The organism is Bacillus sp. HMSC036E02 (genome assembly GCF_001836235.1).
Taxonomy (GTDB): Bacteria; Bacillota; Bacilli; order Bacillales; family Bacillaceae_G; genus Bacillus_A; species Bacillus_A cereus.
This window is the reverse complement of record NZ_KV827834.1, coordinates 1-18,417: the sequence shown is the minus strand read 5'-3', so window position 1 is coordinate 18,417 and position 18,417 is coordinate 1. Positions and strand designations below refer to the sequence as shown.

The window sequence follows — 18,417 nt, the reverse complement described above, 5'->3', positions numbered from 1 at the left end:
CCGGAAGTAGAAAAACCAGAAGTAGAAAAATCAGATGCTGAAACAATTAAAGATGGTGAATACAGCATCAATTTCAAAGCATTAAAAGATCAAACAGACGAAATTTCAATGATGAACACATATACAAAAAGTCCAGGTGTGCTAAAAGTAAAAGATGGTAAGAAGTATGTATCATTTACGTTAACGAACAGTTCTTGGATTACAAAATTTGAATTTGAGAAAAATGGTTCGTTTGTTGATGCACATGTAATAAGTGAAGATAAAAAAGCTGATACACGCGTAGTGGAAGTAGAAGTACCAGATTTATCAAAAAAGTTAAATGCAAAAGTAAAAGTAGATATCGATTCAATGAATTATCACCATTTTTACGATATTCAATTTGCATTTGATAAAGGTAGCATTAAGCCGTTAGATAGCCAAGGCGGAAACAACAACCAAGGCGGAAACGACAACCAAGGCGGAAACGACAACCAAGGTGGAAACAACAACCAAGGTGGAAACGACAACCTAGGTGGAAACAACAACCAAGATGAAAATAATAAACCGAGAGTAATAGTTGATTCGAAAAATTTAGTAGATGGCCAATATGATATTACATTTAAAGTATTAAAAGATAAAACAGATGAGATTTCAAAGATGCATGACTATGTTGTAAATCCAGCGAAATTAATCGTAAAAGATGGTAAAAAATATATTGAGATGACGCTGAAAAATAGTGCGTGGATTACGAAATTCCAAGCGGAAAACAATGAACTATTCGCTGATGCAAAAGTAGTAAGCGAAGATAAAAATGCAAATACGCGAGTAGTACAGTTTGAAGTAGAAGATCTATTTAAAAAATTAAACGCAAAAGTAAAGGTAGACATCGATGAGATGAACTACCATCATTTCTACGATGTACAAATTCAATTTGATACAAATAATATCGGTGCGTTAGGAACTATTAAAGAGGAACCGAAAAATGAACCGAAAAATCCAGTGACTACACCGAAAGTAGATAATGTAAAAACAGTAGGTACTCCTGATTTTAATCGAAATGCAGATGGTCACAAGAAAAAAGAAGATACAAAAAATGATTCGAAAAAAGAGAAAAACTCAAAAACTGCAGATACAGCACAACTTGGTTTATACATGGTGTTACTGCTAGGTTCACTTGCTTTACTAGTTCGTAAATATAGAGCAGGTAGATTGTAATTTTTGGAGTCTTGATGCATGTTCGCGTGCATCAAGACTTGTTTCATATTGTATGGAAAGGAGTGGTGATTGAGAGTGAAGAAAATTGCAAGTGTACTAATGGCTATCATTTTGTTAATGAGTATAGCCGGGTGCTCATCACCAAAAAAAGAATCAGCAAAGCAGGTAAAGAGTGAAAGTAAAGAGCGCGTCGTTGCAACAACAGTGGCTGTTACTGAAATTATGGATGCGTTAGAAGTAGATTTAGTCGGCGTTCCAACAAGTTCTAAAACTTTACCGAAGCGATATAAAGGTTTACCTGAAGTTGGGAATCCAATGAGTCCAGATATGGAAAAGGTAAAGTCATTAAAGCCTTCAGAAGTGTTATCTGTGACAACACTTGAATATGAATTAAAGCCAGTTTTTGATGGTGTGGGTATGAAAGCAAACTTTTTAGATTTAACGAGTTTGAAAAATATGCAAAGTTCTATTAGTGATTTAGGTAAGAAATATGGGAGTGAAAAACAGGCCGAAGCAGTAGTAACTAAATTAGATAAAAAGGTTGCTAGCATTCAAAAAGAAGTAAAAGGAAAGAAAGAACCGACAGTGCTTATTTTATTAGGTGTGCCAGGAAGTTATTTAGTAGCAACAGAGCATTCTTATATTGGAGATTTAGTGAAACAACTAGGTGGTAAAAATATTGTGCAAGGTGAACAAGTAGAATATTTAGCTTCTAATACAGAGTATTTAAAGAAAGCTGATCCAGATATTATCTTACGAGCAGCTCATGGTATGCCTGATGAAGTTGTAAAAATGTTTGATAAAGAATTTAAAACAAATGATATTTGGAAACACTTTGCTGCGGTTAAAAATAACCGTGTTTACGATTTAGAAGAGCGTTTATTTGGAACGACAGGTAATTTAGCAGCAATTGAAGCATTAGATGAATTGAAAAAAATGATGTATCCGTGATGCATTTTAATATAAAGGAAGAGTAGAATGAATAAAAAAACTTGGAGTTTCCTCATTGTTACTGCATTGCTTATTGTTATGACATCATTGTCAGCGATGAAAGGTAGTTTAGAAGTAGGTATTGTTGAACTTGTACAAGGGATATTTACAGGTGGAAATGAAGATGTTGAAGTCATTAAAGATTTACGTTTTCCGCGTATTATTATTGCGTTGTTCACTGGAGCGGCTCTCGCTGTTTCAGGTGTGCTTTTTCAAGCTGTTATGAAAAATCCACTCGCTGATGCTGGGGTAATCGGTATATCTTCAGGAGCAAGTTTTATGACACTCGTTATTATTACGTTGTTCCCGCAATTCTTTTTCTGGACACCCGTATTCGCCTTTTTAGGTGGTGCGCTTGCATGTTATCTCGTTTATTTGTTTTCATGGAAATCAGGATTAAGCCCGCTTCGCATTATTTTAATTGGTATTGCCATTAATGCAATGTTTACTGGATTAAATGAATCATTCGTTACGATTTGTGGATATTTTATTAAGAGTATTAAGCAAACGACGACTTCTAACATAACAATGAAGACGTGGGGCGATGTAGAAATAATGGTGACTTATGGAACGATTGGTCTTATTCTTGCTCTGTTCGTAGGAGCATGGTGTAACTTATTATCGCTACAAGATAAGACTGCGAAAAACTTAGGCTTGCACGTGACGAGAGTTCGTCTTATTATTTCTGCCATTGCAGTACTCTTAGCGGCAGTATCAACAGCGCTTGCAGGTGTTATTGCTTTTGTAGGATTACTAGTTCCGCATATTTCAAGACAATTAGTCGGTTCAGACCATAAAGTATTAATTCCATTTTCTGCTCTTGCAGGGGCGTTATTAATTTTGACGGCAGATACGATTGGAAGGTTAATTGTGCCACCTAACGAAATTCCAGCAGCAACAATTATGGCGGTTATTGGTGGTCCATTCTTAATATTCTTGCTTAGAAAGAGTGATAAAGTTCATGGAAATTAAAAATGTAACCTTTTCATACGATAACGTAACAAATCGATTAAAGTCTGTTAGTAGTGAAATAGAAATTGGGAAAATTACAACAATCATTGGACCGAATGGATGTGGGAAATCAACATTACTTAGTGTCATGTCTAGAAACCACGCTCCTAGCAGTGGAGAAGTAATACTTGATGGGAAAGCGATTAGTGAATATAAACCGAAAGAGTTTGCTAGAAAACTAGCGGTTGTCCATCAACAAAATGAGGCTCCAGCAGATATTACAGTGGAAAAGCTAATAAGCTTCGGGCGTATGCCATATAAAAATATATTCTCTCCGCAAACAGATGAAGATAGAGAAGCGATTGAGCGTGCGCTAGTATGTACGAATTTACAAAGTAAGCGTGATAAGCCAATTTATGCTTTATCTGGTGGAGAGAGGCAGCGAGTTTGGATCGCAATGACATTAGCTCAAAATACACCAATGCTCTTCTTAGATGAGCCGACCACATATTTAGATATTTACTATCAGCTAGAAATATTAGAGTTAGTGAAAGAGTTAAATGAAGTGTATGGACTAACGATTGTAATGGTATTACATGATATTAATCAAGCCATTCGTTATAGCGACCATATTATCGTTATGAAAGATGGAGAAATCATTACGAAAGGTAATCCTAATGATGTAATAACAGAAGAAATGGTTAAAGCAATATATGGTGTAGATGTCATTGTAAAGCAGGATGAAGATACCGGATTGTACATGGTACCTATGGGAATCTAAAGGCTGAGCATAATCCGTTTTGAGGTGATAATTTGAATAGTAAGAAAGGACGGAAAAAGAATTCTTTTTTTCAACGCATACTTACAATTGTGTTTTTAGGAATCTTTTTCTATTCAATATATGAGTTGGGTGGGATTTTCATGGATTATTATGAAAATCGTAAAGTAATGGCTGAGGCACAACATATTTATAAAAGAAGTCCAATGGAAGAAAAATCAGAAGATGGAGAGGTACGTAAACAGTTTCAGGATCTCCAGAAAATTAATCCAGAGATAGTCGGATGGATTACGATGGATGATACACAAATTAATTATCCAATCGTTCAAGCAAAAGATAATGATTACTATTTATTTCGTAATTATAAAGGTGAAGATATGAGAGCGGGAAGCATTTTTATGGACCATCGTAATGATGTGAAATCTCAAAATCGAAATACGATTTTATATGGCCATCGTATGAAAGACGGTTCTATGTTTGGTAGTTTAAAAAAGATGTTGGATGAAGACTTTTTTATGTCTCATCGTAAATTATATTACGATACATTATTTGAAGGATACGACGTGGAAGTTTTTTCAGTATACACGACAACAACGGACTTTTATTACATTGAAACGGATTTTGAAAATGATGCAGCATATACATCGTTCTTAAAGGAAATTCAAGAAAAATCACTGTACAAAACGGATACGGAATTGACGGCTAATGATGAAATCGTAACACTTTCTACTTGTGACTATGCGCTTGATCCAGAGGCTGGAAGGCTAGTTGTACACGCAAAATTAATAAAAAGAAATTAAAGAAAAAAGTATAGAATATGAGAAGTGATAGATAACGCTTCTCATATTCTATACTTTAAAAAAGGACTGTTTTTACTGTGCTGCAGCCATTGGCATACGTACAACTTTTACATCATAGTAAGCAATTTTATTATCAAGAATATATTCTGGCATTCCGCCTTGATGTGAGTGAGCATCTTTAAATGCAGCGCTCTTTGTCCAACCTTGGAAATCTTCTTTTGCATTCCAGCGAGTGCTAATTGTTACTTCATCATAATCAACTGTATTTTGCGTTAAAAGAACTTCTAGACCTAAAAAGCCTGGCATCGTTTCAACTTTACCTACTTTATTAAAACGCTCAATTAATTTATGTCCATTTCCCTTTGTAATTTTAGCTGTATTTGTAACGATAATCATGTTTATTCCTCCTATAAATATAGCCTTTATTTTCGAGAACTCATATACATTAAATGATAATGAAAATCATTATCATTGTCAATGCTAAATATGAAATATAAAAGTTTTTTATATTATATTGGACAGTAAGATTTCCAGTTCAAAATGTAGTAAATATGTGGCAGTTAAGCGAGAGAATGAGCGAGTTGTACTAGCAAAGCAATAATATGGTATAGTGAAACGAGGCTGTTTTTTCAGGCTCGTTTTTCAAATGCTTCCTGTAGAGAAAGCATGCAAATGGAAAGGAAGTTATTATATGCGATCAGAAGTAACTGTAAAAATAAAACCGAAATTTATAAAAGAAATTAAAAGTGGATATCCGCTTATTTTAAAAGATGCGATTCAAAATTTAAATGATGTTCAGGAAGAAGGAACAATCATTAAAGTAGTAGATGAGAAGAACCAATTTATCGGAAAAGGCTATTATGGAAAACAAAATAAAGGATACGGCTGGATTTTAACGAGAAAAGAGAGTGAACAAATTAATCAATCTTTCTTTGAAAGTAAAATCAAATCTGCCTTACATAAACGAAAGCAATTTTACAAATCAAGTGATACGACAGCATTCCGTGTGGTGAATGGTGAAGGTGATGGTCTTGGAGGACTAATTATCGATTATTATGATGGCTACTACGTAGTAAGTTGGTATAGTGAAGGGATTTATACTTTCAGAGATGAGATTATAGCCGCTCTTCAAAAAGTAGCAAACTTTAAAGGTATTTATGAGAAAAAGCGTTTTGATACGAAAGGGAAATATATTGAGGGTGATGATTTCGTAGCAGGAGAGCGCGGCGAGTTCCCACTTATCGTAAAAGAGAACGGTGTAAACTTTGCGGTTTATTTAAATGATGGGGCAATGGTTGGGGTATTTTTAGATCAACGTAACGTTCGAAAACAAATTCGTGATAAATATGCAAAAGGAAGAACAGTGTTAAATATGTTCTCTTATACAGGTGCTTTCTCTGTATTTGCAGCTCTTGGCGGAGCGAGTAAAACGACGAGTGTTGACCTTGCAAATCGTAGTTTAAGTAAAACGATTGAGCAGTTTAGTGTAAATGAAGTTGATTATGAAGCGCAAGATATTATTGTAGAAGATGTATTTCTTTACTTCAAATATGCAGCGAAGAAAAAAATGAAATTTGATATGGTCGTACTTGATCCTCCAAGCTTTGCACGCTCAAAAAAATATACATTTAGTGCAGCAAAAGATTATAAAAATTTATTAAAAGAAACAATTGCTATTACAGAAAATAACGGTATTATCGTTGCTTCTACAAACTGTAGCGCATTCGATATGAAAAAGTTTAAAGGCTTTATCGATACAGCCTTTAAAGAAATGAATGGCAAATATAAAATGTTAGAAGAACATTCTTTACCAGAAGATTTCCGTACCATTGATCAATTTAAAGAAGGAGACTACTTAAAAGTAGTTTTCATCGAGAAAATTAAAGGTTAATAAAGAAAAGGAGCTCGAGTTTACTTGAGCTCCTTTTCTTATTGAACGATATTTTGTACTCTACCGACTTGCCCGTCCTGCAATCGCACTTTAATGCCATGCGGATGGGAAGGGGAGTTTGTTAAAATATCTTTTACAATTCCACGTGTTAATTTGCCTGTTCGTTGATCTTGTTTTAATACAATATCAACTTCAAGACCGGGGGCGATATTAGAACGTTTTTGTCCGTTCATTTATACACCTGTACGTCTACGTTGGTTGTTTGTTTTCTTTGTTTGTTGGTTTTGTAATTTTTTTGTTTCTTGGCTTTGATTTTTTGCATTTTGACCATTTCCATTTCCTTGCTTTTTCTTAGCAAGTTGTTCACGCATTAAATCAGCTAAGCTTACTTTTTTGTTTTCTGACATGATAAGTCTCCTTTATATAAAGTTAATTATGAACAATCGTAGTGAATTTCATCATATCATTGTTAAGGAAGGAAGGGAAGTTGGTTTGAAAATTCATATAATTGTTTCCAGTCTGTAGTAGTTACGATACAATTGGATTGTTAACGTTTGTAAAAAGGGGATAGACATATGTCACATCATATTTTATTAGTTGAAGATGATATCTCAATTCAAGAGATGGTGGAAAAGTATTTAATAAAGGAAGGCTTTCAAGTTACGATTGCGTCTGATGGAGAAGAAGGCGTGAACACATATTTAAAAGGTTCATTTGATTTGATTATCCTTGACATTATGATGCCAAAGCTAGATGGCTTAGAGGTTGTACGAATCATTCGAGAAAAAAGTGCAGTTCCGATTTTAATGATGTCGGCAAAAGATACAGATGTTGATAAAGCTGTTGGATTAGGACTTGGAGCAGATGATTACATTTGTAAGCCATTTTCTATGATTGAATTGGCTGCACGTGTAAAAGCAGGTATTCGGAGGTCTACGAAATACTCGGCTACAGAAACAATAGAAAAAATGATTCAAATTGGTGATTTAACAATTGATCCAATTAATTTTACTGTAGAAAAAAACGGGAAGCCTCTCAAACTTACTTTAAAAGAATTTGAGATTTTAAAGCTATTTGTAAAGAACCAAAATCGTGTATTTACGAAAGCGCAAATATATACGTTAGTTTGGAATGAAGAGTATTACGGTGACGATAACGTTATTAATGTTCATATGAGAAGATTGCGTGAGAAAATCGAAAGTGATCCATCTAATCCAGAATATATTAAAACGCTATGGGGCATCGGCTATAAGCTGGAAGTGATGTAATATGATCAATTTGTTAATAGGTATTATTTTTATATTGTTATGTGTTATTTATATGCAATATAAAATGAGAAAAAATAGTAGTAAAAATTTACGATACACATATGAAAAGTTAGAAAGTATTGTAAATGAAAAAACAGGCGAGACGTTACTCGTTATGACAGATGATCTAGAATTGCAAAAATTATTAGTGGCAATTAATCAATTATTAGATGCAAAACAGAAAACGAATGCAGATCATGCAAAAGTAGAAATTTCGATGAGAAAAATGCTTTCAAATATTTCGCATGACTTGAAAACACCACTAACAGTTATTCTTGGATATACAGAAATGTTAAATAAGGATAAAACGATAAATAAAGAAGAACAACAAATATTACTTGAGAAAGTGCATACGAAAACACTAGAAGTGATGGAATTAATTCATAAGTTTTTTGATTTAGCGAAATTAGAATCTGGTGACAAAGCAATTGAAATGACAAAAGTAAATATGAATGAAGTTTGCCGCGAGAAGATTTTATCATTTTATGATTTAGTGACGACGAAAGGTTTTCAGGTTCATATTGATATACCAGAAAGAAATATATATGCACTTGGAAATGTAGAAGTATTAGGTAGGGTATTGAATAATTTAATATCAAATGCAATTACATATGGAGACGATGGAAAGGCACTCGGTATGACGTTAAGAGATGATGACACGGGCGTGTATATAGATGTATGGGATAAAGGAAAAGGGATTGATGAATCTCATATTGATAAAGTGTTTGAGCGTATGTACACACTTGAAGATTCAAGAAATAGATTGTACCAAGGAAGCGGTCTAGGATTAACGATTACGAAACGGCTTGTGGAAGCGATGGACGGAAAAATTCATCTTTCTAGTAAACCGTATGAAAAAACAATTTTTACAATTGCATTAACAAAGATACAGTTTTAGCTTGTAGAGCAGTAGATTCTACAAGCTTTTTTTCAGCGTAAGGAATTTGTAAGAAACGGGTAAGAAAAAAGAGATTTCCGTTGTCTATTATAGAAATATAGAGTATTGCGAAAGGGGAAAGTAACATGACATATATATTAAAAACAAACCAGTTAACGAAAGTGTTTAAAGGGAAAGAAGTTATTTCCGGTGTTAACATGCATGTGAAAAAAGGAGAAATTTACGGTTTTTTAGGACCAAACGGTGCTGGTAAAACAACGATTATGAAAATGATTACAAATTTAATAAAACCGACGAGTGGTGATATTGAAATCTTCGGTGAGAAATTAACAGATACATCTTATGAAGTATTAAAAAGAATGGGGACAATTATTGAATACCCAATCTTTTATGATAAATTAACGGCGAAAGAAAACTTAGACCTACATTGTGAATACATGGGCTACTACGATAAAAATGCAATTGACCATGCTTTACATTTAGTGAAACTACAAGGGGTAGATAATAAAAAAGTAAAAGATTTTTCATTAGGAATGAAACAACGACTCGGTATTGCAAGGGCAATCGTTACAAAGCCAGAATTGCTCATTTTAGATGAACCAATTAACGGTTTAGATCCAATTGGTATTAAAGAGTTACGAGACTTATTTAAAATGCTCTGCAAAGAATATGGCATTACATTATTAGTTTCTAGTCATATTTTAGGTGAGATGGAACTAATGGCCGATACAATTGGTGTGATTCAAAATGGAAAACTAATAAAAGAAGTTTCAATGAAGAGTATTAACGGAAAACAAACAGAGTATATTGAAATTACTGTTCCTGATGTGAAACGTGCAGCTTATATTTTAGAAGATAAACTTGGTATAAAAAACTACAAAATAATGAGTGGAACCATGATTCGTGTGTATGATACGTCAGCGTCTCAGCAGGCCATTTCAAAAGCACTTATTATGAACGATGTGGAAATTGAAAGTATTAATAAGAAACATAGTTCCTTAGAAGAATATTTCTTAAATGTAATGGATGGAGAAGGTATTCATGCTTAATGGACTGTGGCTGAACCTGGTAAGTGGATTTATCGTAATGCTAATAAGTGGAATTTTATATTATAGAAAACCAGAGCGGAAATGGTTGTTCATTGTACTAGTGATAGGAATGTTAAGCTTCGTTACTGCTGGAATTAGAATGTTAGCAGCGTAGAGACAGGTATATAAAGAATGGAGGCGTAATTTATATGTTTAAATTAATGAAGCTCGAATGGAAGAAACATAAATTATCTCGTTACTTTAAAAGTGTAGCAATTTGTATTATAGCAATTTTCGCTGCAGTAAGCCTTATGGCATTGGGAATGAAAGCCGAGGAAGACATGCTCTTCTCTGACTTCACACAGAACATGGCTGCAGCAAATATTTTTATTAGGATAACATTCATTATTTTTAGTTCGGTCATTTTATCACGTTTAGTAATTGATGAGTATAAGAACAAAACGATGCAATTATCGTTTATGTACCCGCTGCAAAGGAAAATGCTAATGAGGGCGAAATTAACAATTGTTTTTTGTTTTTGTTTTGTGAGCACCATTATCGCTACTTTTATTATTAGTTTACTCGTATATTTTGTGAGTCCAATGATGGGACTGATTGAAACGCCAGCTACGATAGGTGAAATAATAGCTATCGTTCCAGATACTTTTATAAGTGCATTTATGATATCTGGTATAAGTTTAATTCCTTTATTTTTTGGAATGAGAAAGAAATCGACACCGACAACGATTACTTCGGCAGTAATAATTGGTATGCTGATTAGTGGTAACGTTGGTCCTGGAAACGATCAAGTAAGTATGTTTGATTTTATAGCTATCCCAATCGTGCTCTGTTTATTAGGGATTTTCATTAGTTATTTATCGTTTCGTAAAATCGATAAGATTGATGTGGTGTGAAGCAAGCTTAAAACAACAACGAACTGGGGTATGAATGGTGAAAAAGATAATAGTAATTGCAATATTATTCATTACAATTGCTAGTGCGGTTTTTGGTTTTAAGGTGTTTCAGGGGGAAGGTTTTAAGAAAGAAAAGTCTTTTGAGATAAATAATATAAAAGAAATAGAAGTAGATAATGAAAACTGGAATCTTGAATTTAAAAGTACAGACGCTAATAAAATAGTAATTTCCGCTCAAGGTGAACAAGCAGATAAAGAGATAGATCCCGTCAAAATAGAAAATGATGAAAATAAAATTATGGTTAAGCAAAAACAAGAGGCGAACAAATTTTTTAATGGTTTTACATTTAGGAAGAAGAATAGTATATGTATAGCTATTCCGAAGAAAGAAATAGATAAAATTGTATTAAATAATAAATCAGGTGATGTGAAAATAAGAGATATAGTAGTAAAAAGTATCGTGACGAAAGGCAAATCTGGGGATGGAATGATTGTAGGACTATCAGCCGAGAAAGGTGAATTCATATCGCAAAGTGGAGAGTTAGTTGTAAAAGATAGTTCAGTACAAGAATTAAATATAAAGTCTACGACTGGTGATAACTATATAACAAATGTAAGTAACTCAAATATGAACATCACTTCAACATCTGGGGAGGTATTACTGAAAGATATGACAGAAGGAAAATCATTATTTATAGAAACAAAATCAGGTGATATTGGCGTACGGTATAAAGGTGTCCCTGCATCATTGAAGCTTATGGCTAAAAGTAATTCGGTTGACGTAATAGTGGATTTAAAAGGACTTAAGAAAGATAAAAATACAGAAAAGATAAAAGAAGGAACTATTGGTGATGCAAAAAACGAAGTGAAGATTTTAAGTAAAACAGGGGTAATTTATATTGATTAAAGTTTAAATGAAAGGAGGACTATCATGCTACGTCTTATGAAGCTAGAATTGAAGAAGTTTAAGTTTGGATGGTATGTGAGGGGAGCAGTTATTGCAAATATCATTATACTGGCATTATTAATCTTTGTTAGTTTCATTGCACAAATAGAAGGAGATTCAGAAATAAGAGATCCGCAGATGATTTTGCTAATGGCTAGTACAGTAGTAAGAGCAACGTTTATTATTTTTGGTAGTGTGTTAATCGCAAGGTTAATAATTGGCGAATATAAAAATAAAACAATACTACTTATGTTTTCTTATCCTATTAACCGAAAGAAAATGATGGCTAGTAAGTTGGCTATTACAGCGATAGTAACATTTATAACAGTTATTGTATCTAACATTTTAGTAGTAGGAATTTTCTTTGGGATAGATAGTTATTTTTCAATTCTTCCTCATTCATTCACAGTAGATCAATTGGTGCAAGAAGGAATAAAACTGGTTCCTTTAGCTATTGCAACTGCGGGAATGAGTTTAATCCCATTATATTTTGGAATGCGTAAACGTTCAGTGCCAACTACAATTGTTTCATCTCTTATCGTTGTAGCAATTGCAATGAATAGCAACCCAGCGTTTCCTACAGCAACTTTATTTCCCCTTCAACTAGCACTCGCAGCAATTGGAGCTGTGATTGCATATTACGGAATTAAAAATATAGAGAAGGAAGATATAACTGTATGACAAGAATAAGAAAAAAGAGTTGGGTTACACTAACTCTTTTTTGTATATGTATGCTTCGTTACTACTCTGTAAATTTGGAGTGTTTGCTTAAATACTCTTGAACTCCTGGAGAGATATTAAAGTTATTAGGACTTTTATATTCGATAGTAAAATCTCCGTCTCTACTTGTCTCAAAGGAGATGGCATAGCTATTCATTTTAGCATCGTAAGAAGTATTTTTGACTTCTGCATCTAGATTAAAATATTTTGTAATATATTCTTTTGAGTCCGTAATTGCTGCTTGTTTTCCCCAAGGGGTACCATAATAGGTGAAATAAAGAGATACACTAATAACTCCAATAAGGGAAGTTAGTAAAATAGTTCCCATAGCTATTTTTTTATTTTTTGTATTCAATTTGGTTACTCCTCTTCGTAATATGTATTCATTTTAACCTATATATTCCATAAAACAACCATTTTAAAAAATAGTTTCACATGAAACAAGTTACAGAAAAAGACAAGATGTGTAAACACCTTGTCTTTTTTGTCGTTACATTTTAGGAGTTTCCATTCCAGCCACAGCCCACTCTTCTTTTGCGGGGCCGTACACACCAGGAACTGTTAAGCCGGCTTGTCGCATTAAAACCGTCATTTGCCCGCGATGGTGATTTTGATGATTAATAAGTGTCATTAAAAATATGGAATTCGGCATAGGGCGACCAAAGAAGTCGTTAATAGTAGCTAAGTCTTTATCAGTCCATTTACTTTGAAGTGTTTCAACAAAAGCCGCGTTCACTTTACGGTACTCATCTGCAATTGTTTTTGCAGAAGTTGGAACAGGATAATCTTTCGTTTCTCCTTCAAACTTTAGCCCTGTGCCAGATAGTATAACAGGAATTGCCGTCACGATATGCCAAGCGACTCTTCCTAAAGTCCAATGTTCAGGTGCAATTTCTTGTGATAAAGATGCATCGGTTAATGAATCAAGCATTTTCTCAGTAGACTCTGCTTCGTATGTCCATGATTGTAAAAAGCCTTCAATAGTTTGGTACATTATTGTTATCCCCCTCTACTTATGTTCATAGATTAAGTTCGAGAAGAAATGACAAGTTCCCTTTATGTTTTAATGATGGTATTTAAAATTTTATATATAAATTTTATGATACTATTGAGTGTATATAGAATTATATTAATTTAGGGGGATATGATGAAAAGATTGATTTTAGGAATCATAATTTTATTTTTAATGGTAGGATGTAGCAATGAAGCCTATAAAAAAGCAATGGATCAAGGGAAATTGGCGTTAGCGAGTAAAGAATATGACACGGCAGTAGCATCATTTGAGCTAGCATTAGAAGAGAAAAAGGATGATAAAGAAGCAAAAGTATTAAAAGGCCAAACTACTAAGATGATAAGTTCGATAAAAGAGAAATCGAGTGGAAATATAGAACAAGCAATAGGTTTGTTTCAAGAAGTAGAAAAGATGAAAGATGGTTCCGCAATCCTTCAAAATCAAGCGAAAGAACAAAAAGATTTGCTTATAGAGCATAAAGAGTTAAAAGGTCAATATATAGGTCAATTGGAAAAGGCAGAGAAGTTAAAGAATGATAAAAAGTATGAAGAGGCTAAAGGGATAGTAAATAAAATTTTTAACGATACTGGTCAAAATCAACAATTTATTTCGGAAAATCAACGGGCCGAAGAGCTGAATAAGCAAATCGATGGCTTACTAACTCAACAAGCAGAAGTCAAGAAAAAAGAGGAAGAGTTAAAAAATGAAAAGAAAAAAGAGGCTGATATTGGAAAGTTAAAGGGGTCTTGGATGTCATCAGAAAGTACAGACAGGCCAGTTGGGTTGGAAATAGAATCTATTAATAGTGAGAAAACAGGCGGAGAATTTATGGAACATAATATTTTTGGGAAAGGGACTACTATAGGAGACTTTCGAATATTAAGTGTGGACCAAGGGATTATTTCCATAGAGCTTGTATTTTTAATGGGAGAAAGAAAACAGAAGGTTGATTTGAAACTTGAGGAGAACACATTAACTGTACATCATGAGTTTATGGGAGGGACTAAATCTGTGAAATTAGTGAGATCAGAGTAATTTATCCCGCTATTCACCTGCAGTAAAATTCCCACTTCAAGATTCGGCTGGAGCAAAGAAGTTAGGTGGGAGATCCACTGCTCATAAAAGCCCGATTGGTGTGGGTTAATAATCAGTGGGGATGAAGAAAACTCCACTGATTAAAGTTTCACTTTATTTAGTATATAAAAAGGAGGCTTCTAAAACGAAGCCTCCTTTTTAATTAACTTTCTTCCCACTCTTCCTCATCAACCATAAGAAATAAGGTGCTCCAAGTACAGCAACGACAAGACCAGAAGGAATTTCTTTCGGATATGCGATTGTACGTCCAAGTAAGTCAGCAACAGAAAGAAGGATTGCTCCAAATAGTGCTGAACAAACGAATAGTCTTTGATGATTCATACCAACAATAATTCTTGCTAAGTGAGGTGCGACAAGGCCTAAAAAGGCAATTGTACCGACAGCAGCGATATTTACTGATGCAAGTAGTGTCGCTAGCACAATCAGAGCAAGACGTGTTTTATTTACTGGTTGCCCAAGTCCAGTTGCTAAATCGTCTCCAAGTACGAGAACGTCAAGTTGTTTTATTAAGAAAAAGATAATGAATACAAGAATTAGAGATGGATATAGAATGATATTTTCTAAGTGATTCCATCCTCTTGCATACGTACTGCCAGATAACCATGTTAAAGCAGCGGCAACATTCAAATTGGCTCTAACGATAAAGATTTGAATAATTGCCGAGCCAAGTGCAGAAATACCAATTCCTATTAAAGCAAGGGCTGTTGGGCTAAATCCTGATTTCCATGAAAAGAAGAGGACAATTCCTACTGCAAGTAGTCCGCCGATAAATGCACCAATTGGTAGAAAGAAACCAGGAAGTGCAGGAAAGACATACATAATAGTTAAAGCACCAACACCAGCTCCCGATGAAATACCAATAATAGAAGGATCGGCAAGTGGATTTCGTAATATACCTTGGAAAACAAGCCCACTTATTGCAAGGCATGCGCCAGCAATAGCAGCAACGAGCATTCTTGGTAAACGAAGATTCATCATCATGTTTTTGTCAAATAGTGTTAATTGACCTGATATAACATTTGTAATACTTTCGATATAAGCGTTACTACCGATTGTAACACCAAGAGCAATCGTCACAATGCAAAGTGTGATAGATATAATGATTACCTTTTTATAAGAGTAATAGCGGGAACTAGCTCCAGCTGCATTCGCACCGTTATCATTCATATATTGTTTCGACTTCATCATTCGATAGACTAAGTAAATAAGCCAAGGAGATCCAATCATTGCTGTGACTGCCCCAACAGGAAGTTCTGCACCGGTTGGATCTATTAATCTACCGACAACATCTGCTCCAAGTAATAATACTGCCCCCCATAAGAAAGAAGAGAGAAGAAGAGTAAAGTGTTGACGGTATCCGATAAGGCGCATTAAATGAGGCGCAACTAAGCCGACAAATCCAATTGGTCCAACAACAGTAACAATTACTGCTGTTAAAAAGATTGCAGCAATGAAGGCGATAAGACGTGTTACTGCTGTTTTTTCACCAAGAGAAACAGCAACATCATCACCAAGTAAGAGAATGTTGAGTTTACGAGACATAAATAGTAAAACTAGGAAAGAAATAATGATAAATGGAAAAGCAAATTGAACGCCATCCCAGTTATTTTGAATAAGAGAGCCAGCTCCCCATAAAAATAAACCAGCTGTTTCATTTTCATAGAAAAGCTGCATCGTTCCGGTAAAGGCAGAGAGCATTAATGTAACGACCATACCAGCTAATGCCATTCTAAGTGGGGTTCCCTTTTTTCCACCAGAAATACGGTATACAAATAAAGCAGTAATAGCACCGCCGATAAATGTGAACAGAAGAGAATTAATTTGTAAACCTTTCGGTAAGAAAATTGTAGCCGCTACTAGAAAGAAATATGCGCCAGAGTGAATACCCATTGTACTGGATTCAGCAAGTGGATTTTTCGTTAACGTTTGTAAAATAACCCCTGATGCAGCAAGAGCGCCTCCAGCTAAAATGGCAATTACAGCTCTAGGTAATCGAAGCATGATTAAAGTTTGATGTTCTAGTGATTGGTTCGGTGAGATAAGAGCATCAATAATCATACTATAGGAAATGTTTGCTTGACCTTGTCCGATATGAATAAAGAAAAGGAGGAGCAAGAGAGCTGCTCCTCCTCCGAATACAAGACTTGCTCGAAGTGTGTGTTGTAAGCTATTCATCGTGTAATCACTTCTTTGCTGTCATTACATCTGCTACTTGTGTTGCTAAAGATGTTGCAGACTCAGGACCACCGAAAATCCAAGTATCGCCTTTTAATTTATACATTTTGTTTTCTTTTTTGAACTTTAATTCTTCCCAAGCAGGGTTGCCTTTTAGTTGCGTGTCAAAAATGTTATCTTCATCCGCTACAATGTAAATGAAGTTTGAATCTTGTACACTTTGTAATGATTCTACAGTTGTTTGTTTGAAACCATCTGGCTCAGATTTTCCTGCTTCAAAAGTATTTGTTAAACCTAATTTTTTTGTAACTTGTAAAGCTAAAGAATTGTCAGTTAAGATACGGAATGTTGGTACGTTTTTAGCAGTAAATGCTTGTGCCATTGCGATGTTTTTATCTTTTAAGTCTGCTTTCTCAATTTTTGCTTTTGCATCAGCGAATGCTTTATCCATATCAGCTAATACTTTTTTACCTTCTTCTTCTTTTCCAACTGCTTTTGCAATTTGTTTAAATGTTTCTGTCATTTCAGCAAAGTGATCGTTATTGCTTGTTGATGGATCAAACATAACTGTTGGTGCAATTTGCTCTAATTCATTTTTAATTGCTTTACCACGGAATGAAGCTGTAATAATTAAGTCTGGTTTTAAACGGCTAATTTCTTCTAAGTTTGGTTGTTGACGTGTCCCTACATCTACAACATCTTTACTCGGTTTTGTTTTTGTATTTACCCATTTATTATAATTCTTAATGTCTGCCATCCCTACTGGCTGAACACCAAGTGCTAATAAGTCTTCAGAATATACCCACTCAAGTACAACTACTTTTTTTGCTGGTTTATCTAACTTCGTTTCCCCTTCAGCGTGTTTAATTGTTATAGCTTGATTTTTATTGTCCGCTTTTGTTTCTTTTTTCTCCTCTTTTTGCTGTCCGCATCCAACAGCGAATAGAAGAACTACTATGAAAATACCGAGAATTTTCTTCATCTTCTGCCCCCAAATTAAGTGTTTTTTGTAACTAGTGCCATAAGTGAAAATGGTTATCAATTACAACACCCAAATCATACTATGAGGGTATTTTAAGTGTCAATATATTTTTAAAATTTTGACGAAAAATAACGAATTATACGGATTTTTATATATTATAGTCGCTATTTATGAAGAATAAGCCTCTTTACTAAAAATATTGGCGAATGTGGAAAGTTTAAATGGGAAAGTGGCTGTGTACGATAGTGTAATGTGTATTGTTAATAGTCTGTGGAGATAAGGCGAAAGTACAAGCAAAAGGAGAGTGAATCGCATGTAATAATTACTAGAATGTATGGAGGAAATCTGTGTTTTATCCCCGACTAGGCAAAGTATTTCTTTGTTATTTAGATAGGTGTTTTTTAAGTCGGTGATTGCGCTAAAAAGATCGAATGTAAAGGAAGTGATCAACATGTCTTCATGGAGCAATAACGTAAATGGATATTGTGGGTGTAATAATCAAAATGGTGTACATGTTGATTCATGCTGTTTTAGTTGCGATGGGACAGTGCCTAAAGTTGGTCCAACAGGTCCGACGGGGGCAACAGGAGAAACAGGCGATACAGGTCCGACGGGGGCAACAGGCCCAACAGGAGAAACAGGCCCAACAGGAGAAACAGGCCCAACGGGAGCAACAGGCCCGACGGGGGCAACAGGAGAAACAGGCCCAACGGGAGCGACAGGTTCAACAGGTCCA

General features: G+C 34.6%; 21 protein-coding genes and 1 pseudogene. 15 read left to right on the top strand and 7 right to left on the bottom strand.

The window, feature by feature from the left end; all coding sequences use genetic code 11:
- The 5 genes from HMPREF2590_RS10780 to srtB form a co-directional block, all read left to right on the top strand.
- The coding region (locus HMPREF2590_RS10780; protein ID WP_141763532.1) for an NEAT domain-containing protein at positions 1–1,194 on the top strand (1,194 nt) is incomplete at its 5' end.
- A gap of 69 nt (positions 1,195–1,263) precedes the next feature.
- A complete protein-coding gene (isdE, locus tag HMPREF2590_RS10775) occupies positions 1,264–2,145 on the top strand; it encodes a heme ABC transporter substrate-binding protein IsdE (protein WP_001986828.1) in 882 nt (293 codons plus the stop codon).
- Between the two features lie 27 nt (positions 2,146–2,172).
- A complete protein-coding gene (locus HMPREF2590_RS10770; RefSeq protein WP_003310941.1) occupies positions 2,173–3,156 on the top strand; it encodes a FecCD family ABC transporter permease in 984 nt (327 codons plus the stop codon).
- A complete protein-coding gene (locus tag HMPREF2590_RS10765) occupies positions 3,146–3,916 on the top strand; it encodes an ABC transporter ATP-binding protein (RefSeq protein ID WP_050822117.1) in 771 nt (256 codons plus the stop codon). Before HMPREF2590_RS10770 ends, HMPREF2590_RS10765 begins: the two co-directional genes overlap by 11 nt.
- 32 nt (positions 3,917–3,948) lie before the next feature.
- On the top strand, positions 3,949–4,713 hold the full coding sequence (gene srtB, locus HMPREF2590_RS10760; RefSeq protein ID WP_048533848.1) for a class B sortase: 765 nt from the start codon (positions 3,949–3,951) through the stop codon (positions 4,711–4,713).
- Positions 4,714–4,785: 72 nt separating this feature from the next.
- Here the strand turns inward: srtB and isdG are convergent, their stop codons facing one another.
- Positions 4,786–5,109, bottom strand: coding sequence for a heme oxygenase (gene isdG, locus HMPREF2590_RS10755; RefSeq protein WP_000587818.1), 324 nt, complete (start codon positions 5,107–5,109; stop codon positions 4,786–4,788).
- A 295-nt stretch (positions 5,110–5,404) separates the two neighbouring features.
- On the opposite strand from isdG, the gene HMPREF2590_RS10750 reads away from it, so the two are divergent.
- Entirely contained in the window at positions 5,405–6,604 is a 1,200-nt protein-coding gene (locus HMPREF2590_RS10750) for a class I SAM-dependent rRNA methyltransferase (RefSeq protein WP_001255966.1), read from the top strand.
- Between the two features lie 38 nt (positions 6,605–6,642).
- Here the strand turns inward: HMPREF2590_RS10750 and HMPREF2590_RS10745 are convergent, their stop codons facing one another.
- Complete coding sequence (locus tag HMPREF2590_RS10745; RefSeq protein WP_001014310.1) at positions 6,643–6,837, bottom strand: YwbE family protein; 195 nt, start codon at positions 6,835–6,837, stop codon at positions 6,643–6,645.
- Positions 6,838–7,011 carry a hypothetical protein gene (locus tag HMPREF2590_RS30320; protein ID WP_001293578.1) on the bottom strand — a complete coding sequence of 58 codons (174 nt, stop codon included), beginning with the start codon at positions 7,009–7,011 and terminating at the stop codon, positions 6,838–6,840.
- 168 nt (positions 7,012–7,179) lie between these two features.
- On the opposite strand from HMPREF2590_RS30320, the gene HMPREF2590_RS10735 reads away from it, so the two are divergent.
- The 7 genes from HMPREF2590_RS10735 (at position 7,180) to HMPREF2590_RS10705 (ending at position 12,378) form a co-directional block, all read left to right on the top strand.
- Positions 7,180–7,872, top strand: a complete 693-nt coding sequence (locus HMPREF2590_RS10735) for a response regulator transcription factor (protein ID WP_000018029.1) — start codon at positions 7,180–7,182, stop codon at positions 7,870–7,872.
- A gap of 1 nt (position 7,873) precedes the next feature.
- Positions 7,874–8,809 (top strand): HAMP domain-containing histidine kinase, encoded by a 936-nt coding sequence (locus HMPREF2590_RS10730; protein WP_000609141.1) that lies wholly within the window; start codon positions 7,874–7,876, stop codon positions 8,807–8,809.
- A gap of 125 nt (positions 8,810–8,934) precedes the next feature.
- Entirely contained in the window at positions 8,935–9,858 is a 924-nt protein-coding gene (locus HMPREF2590_RS10725) for an ABC transporter ATP-binding protein (RefSeq protein WP_000221067.1), read from the top strand.
- On the top strand, positions 9,851–10,012 hold the full coding sequence (locus HMPREF2590_RS30315) for a hypothetical protein (RefSeq protein WP_000931813.1): 162 nt from the start codon (positions 9,851–9,853) through the stop codon (positions 10,010–10,012). The genes HMPREF2590_RS10725 and HMPREF2590_RS30315 overlap by 8 nt, the downstream gene beginning before the upstream one ends.
- Positions 10,013–10,046: 34 nt before the next feature.
- Positions 10,047–10,751, top strand: coding sequence for an ABC transporter permease (locus tag HMPREF2590_RS10715; protein ID WP_000475529.1), 705 nt, complete (start codon positions 10,047–10,049; stop codon positions 10,749–10,751).
- Between the two features lie 34 nt (positions 10,752–10,785).
- Positions 10,786–11,658, top strand: coding sequence for a DUF4097 family beta strand repeat-containing protein (locus tag HMPREF2590_RS10710; RefSeq protein ID WP_050822115.1), 873 nt, complete (start codon positions 10,786–10,788; stop codon positions 11,656–11,658).
- 24 nt (positions 11,659–11,682) lie between these two features.
- A complete protein-coding gene (locus tag HMPREF2590_RS10705) occupies positions 11,683–12,378 on the top strand; it encodes an ABC transporter permease (protein ID WP_000945183.1) in 696 nt (231 codons plus the stop codon).
- Positions 12,379–12,439: 61 nt separating this feature from the next.
- Here HMPREF2590_RS10705 and HMPREF2590_RS10700 read toward each other — a convergent pair whose 3' ends face one another.
- Both HMPREF2590_RS10700 and HMPREF2590_RS10695 read right to left on the bottom strand, forming a co-directional pair.
- On the bottom strand, positions 12,440–12,772 hold the full coding sequence (locus tag HMPREF2590_RS10700) for a YfjL-like protein (protein WP_001093299.1): 333 nt from the start codon (positions 12,770–12,772) through the stop codon (positions 12,440–12,442).
- A 135-nt stretch (positions 12,773–12,907) separates the two neighbouring features.
- Complete coding sequence (locus HMPREF2590_RS10695) at positions 12,908–13,411, bottom strand: DinB family protein (RefSeq protein WP_050822114.1); 504 nt, start codon at positions 13,409–13,411, stop codon at positions 12,908–12,910.
- Between the two features lie 153 nt (positions 13,412–13,564).
- On the opposite strand from HMPREF2590_RS10695, the gene HMPREF2590_RS10690 reads away from it, so the two are divergent.
- Positions 13,565–14,464 carry a tetratricopeptide repeat protein gene (locus tag HMPREF2590_RS10690; protein WP_004412637.1) on the top strand — a complete coding sequence of 300 codons (900 nt, stop codon included), beginning with the start codon at positions 13,565–13,567 and terminating at the stop codon, positions 14,462–14,464.
- Between the two features lie 198 nt (positions 14,465–14,662).
- Here the strand turns inward: HMPREF2590_RS10690 and fhuB are convergent, their stop codons facing one another.
- Positions 14,663–16,699, bottom strand: coding sequence for a Fe(3+)-hydroxamate ABC transporter permease FhuB (fhuB, locus tag HMPREF2590_RS10685; RefSeq protein ID WP_001087098.1), 2,037 nt, complete (start codon positions 16,697–16,699; stop codon positions 14,663–14,665).
- Between the two features lie 7 nt (positions 16,700–16,706).
- Positions 16,707–17,681, bottom strand: a complete 975-nt coding sequence (locus HMPREF2590_RS10680; RefSeq protein WP_000721843.1) for an ABC transporter substrate-binding protein — start codon at positions 17,679–17,681, stop codon at positions 16,707–16,709.
- A 451-nt stretch (positions 17,682–18,132) separates the two neighbouring features.
- Between HMPREF2590_RS10680 and HMPREF2590_RS10675 the strand changes: the two are divergent.
- Positions 18,133–18,417, top strand: a pseudogene (locus HMPREF2590_RS10675) (hypothetical protein); the annotation flags it as partial.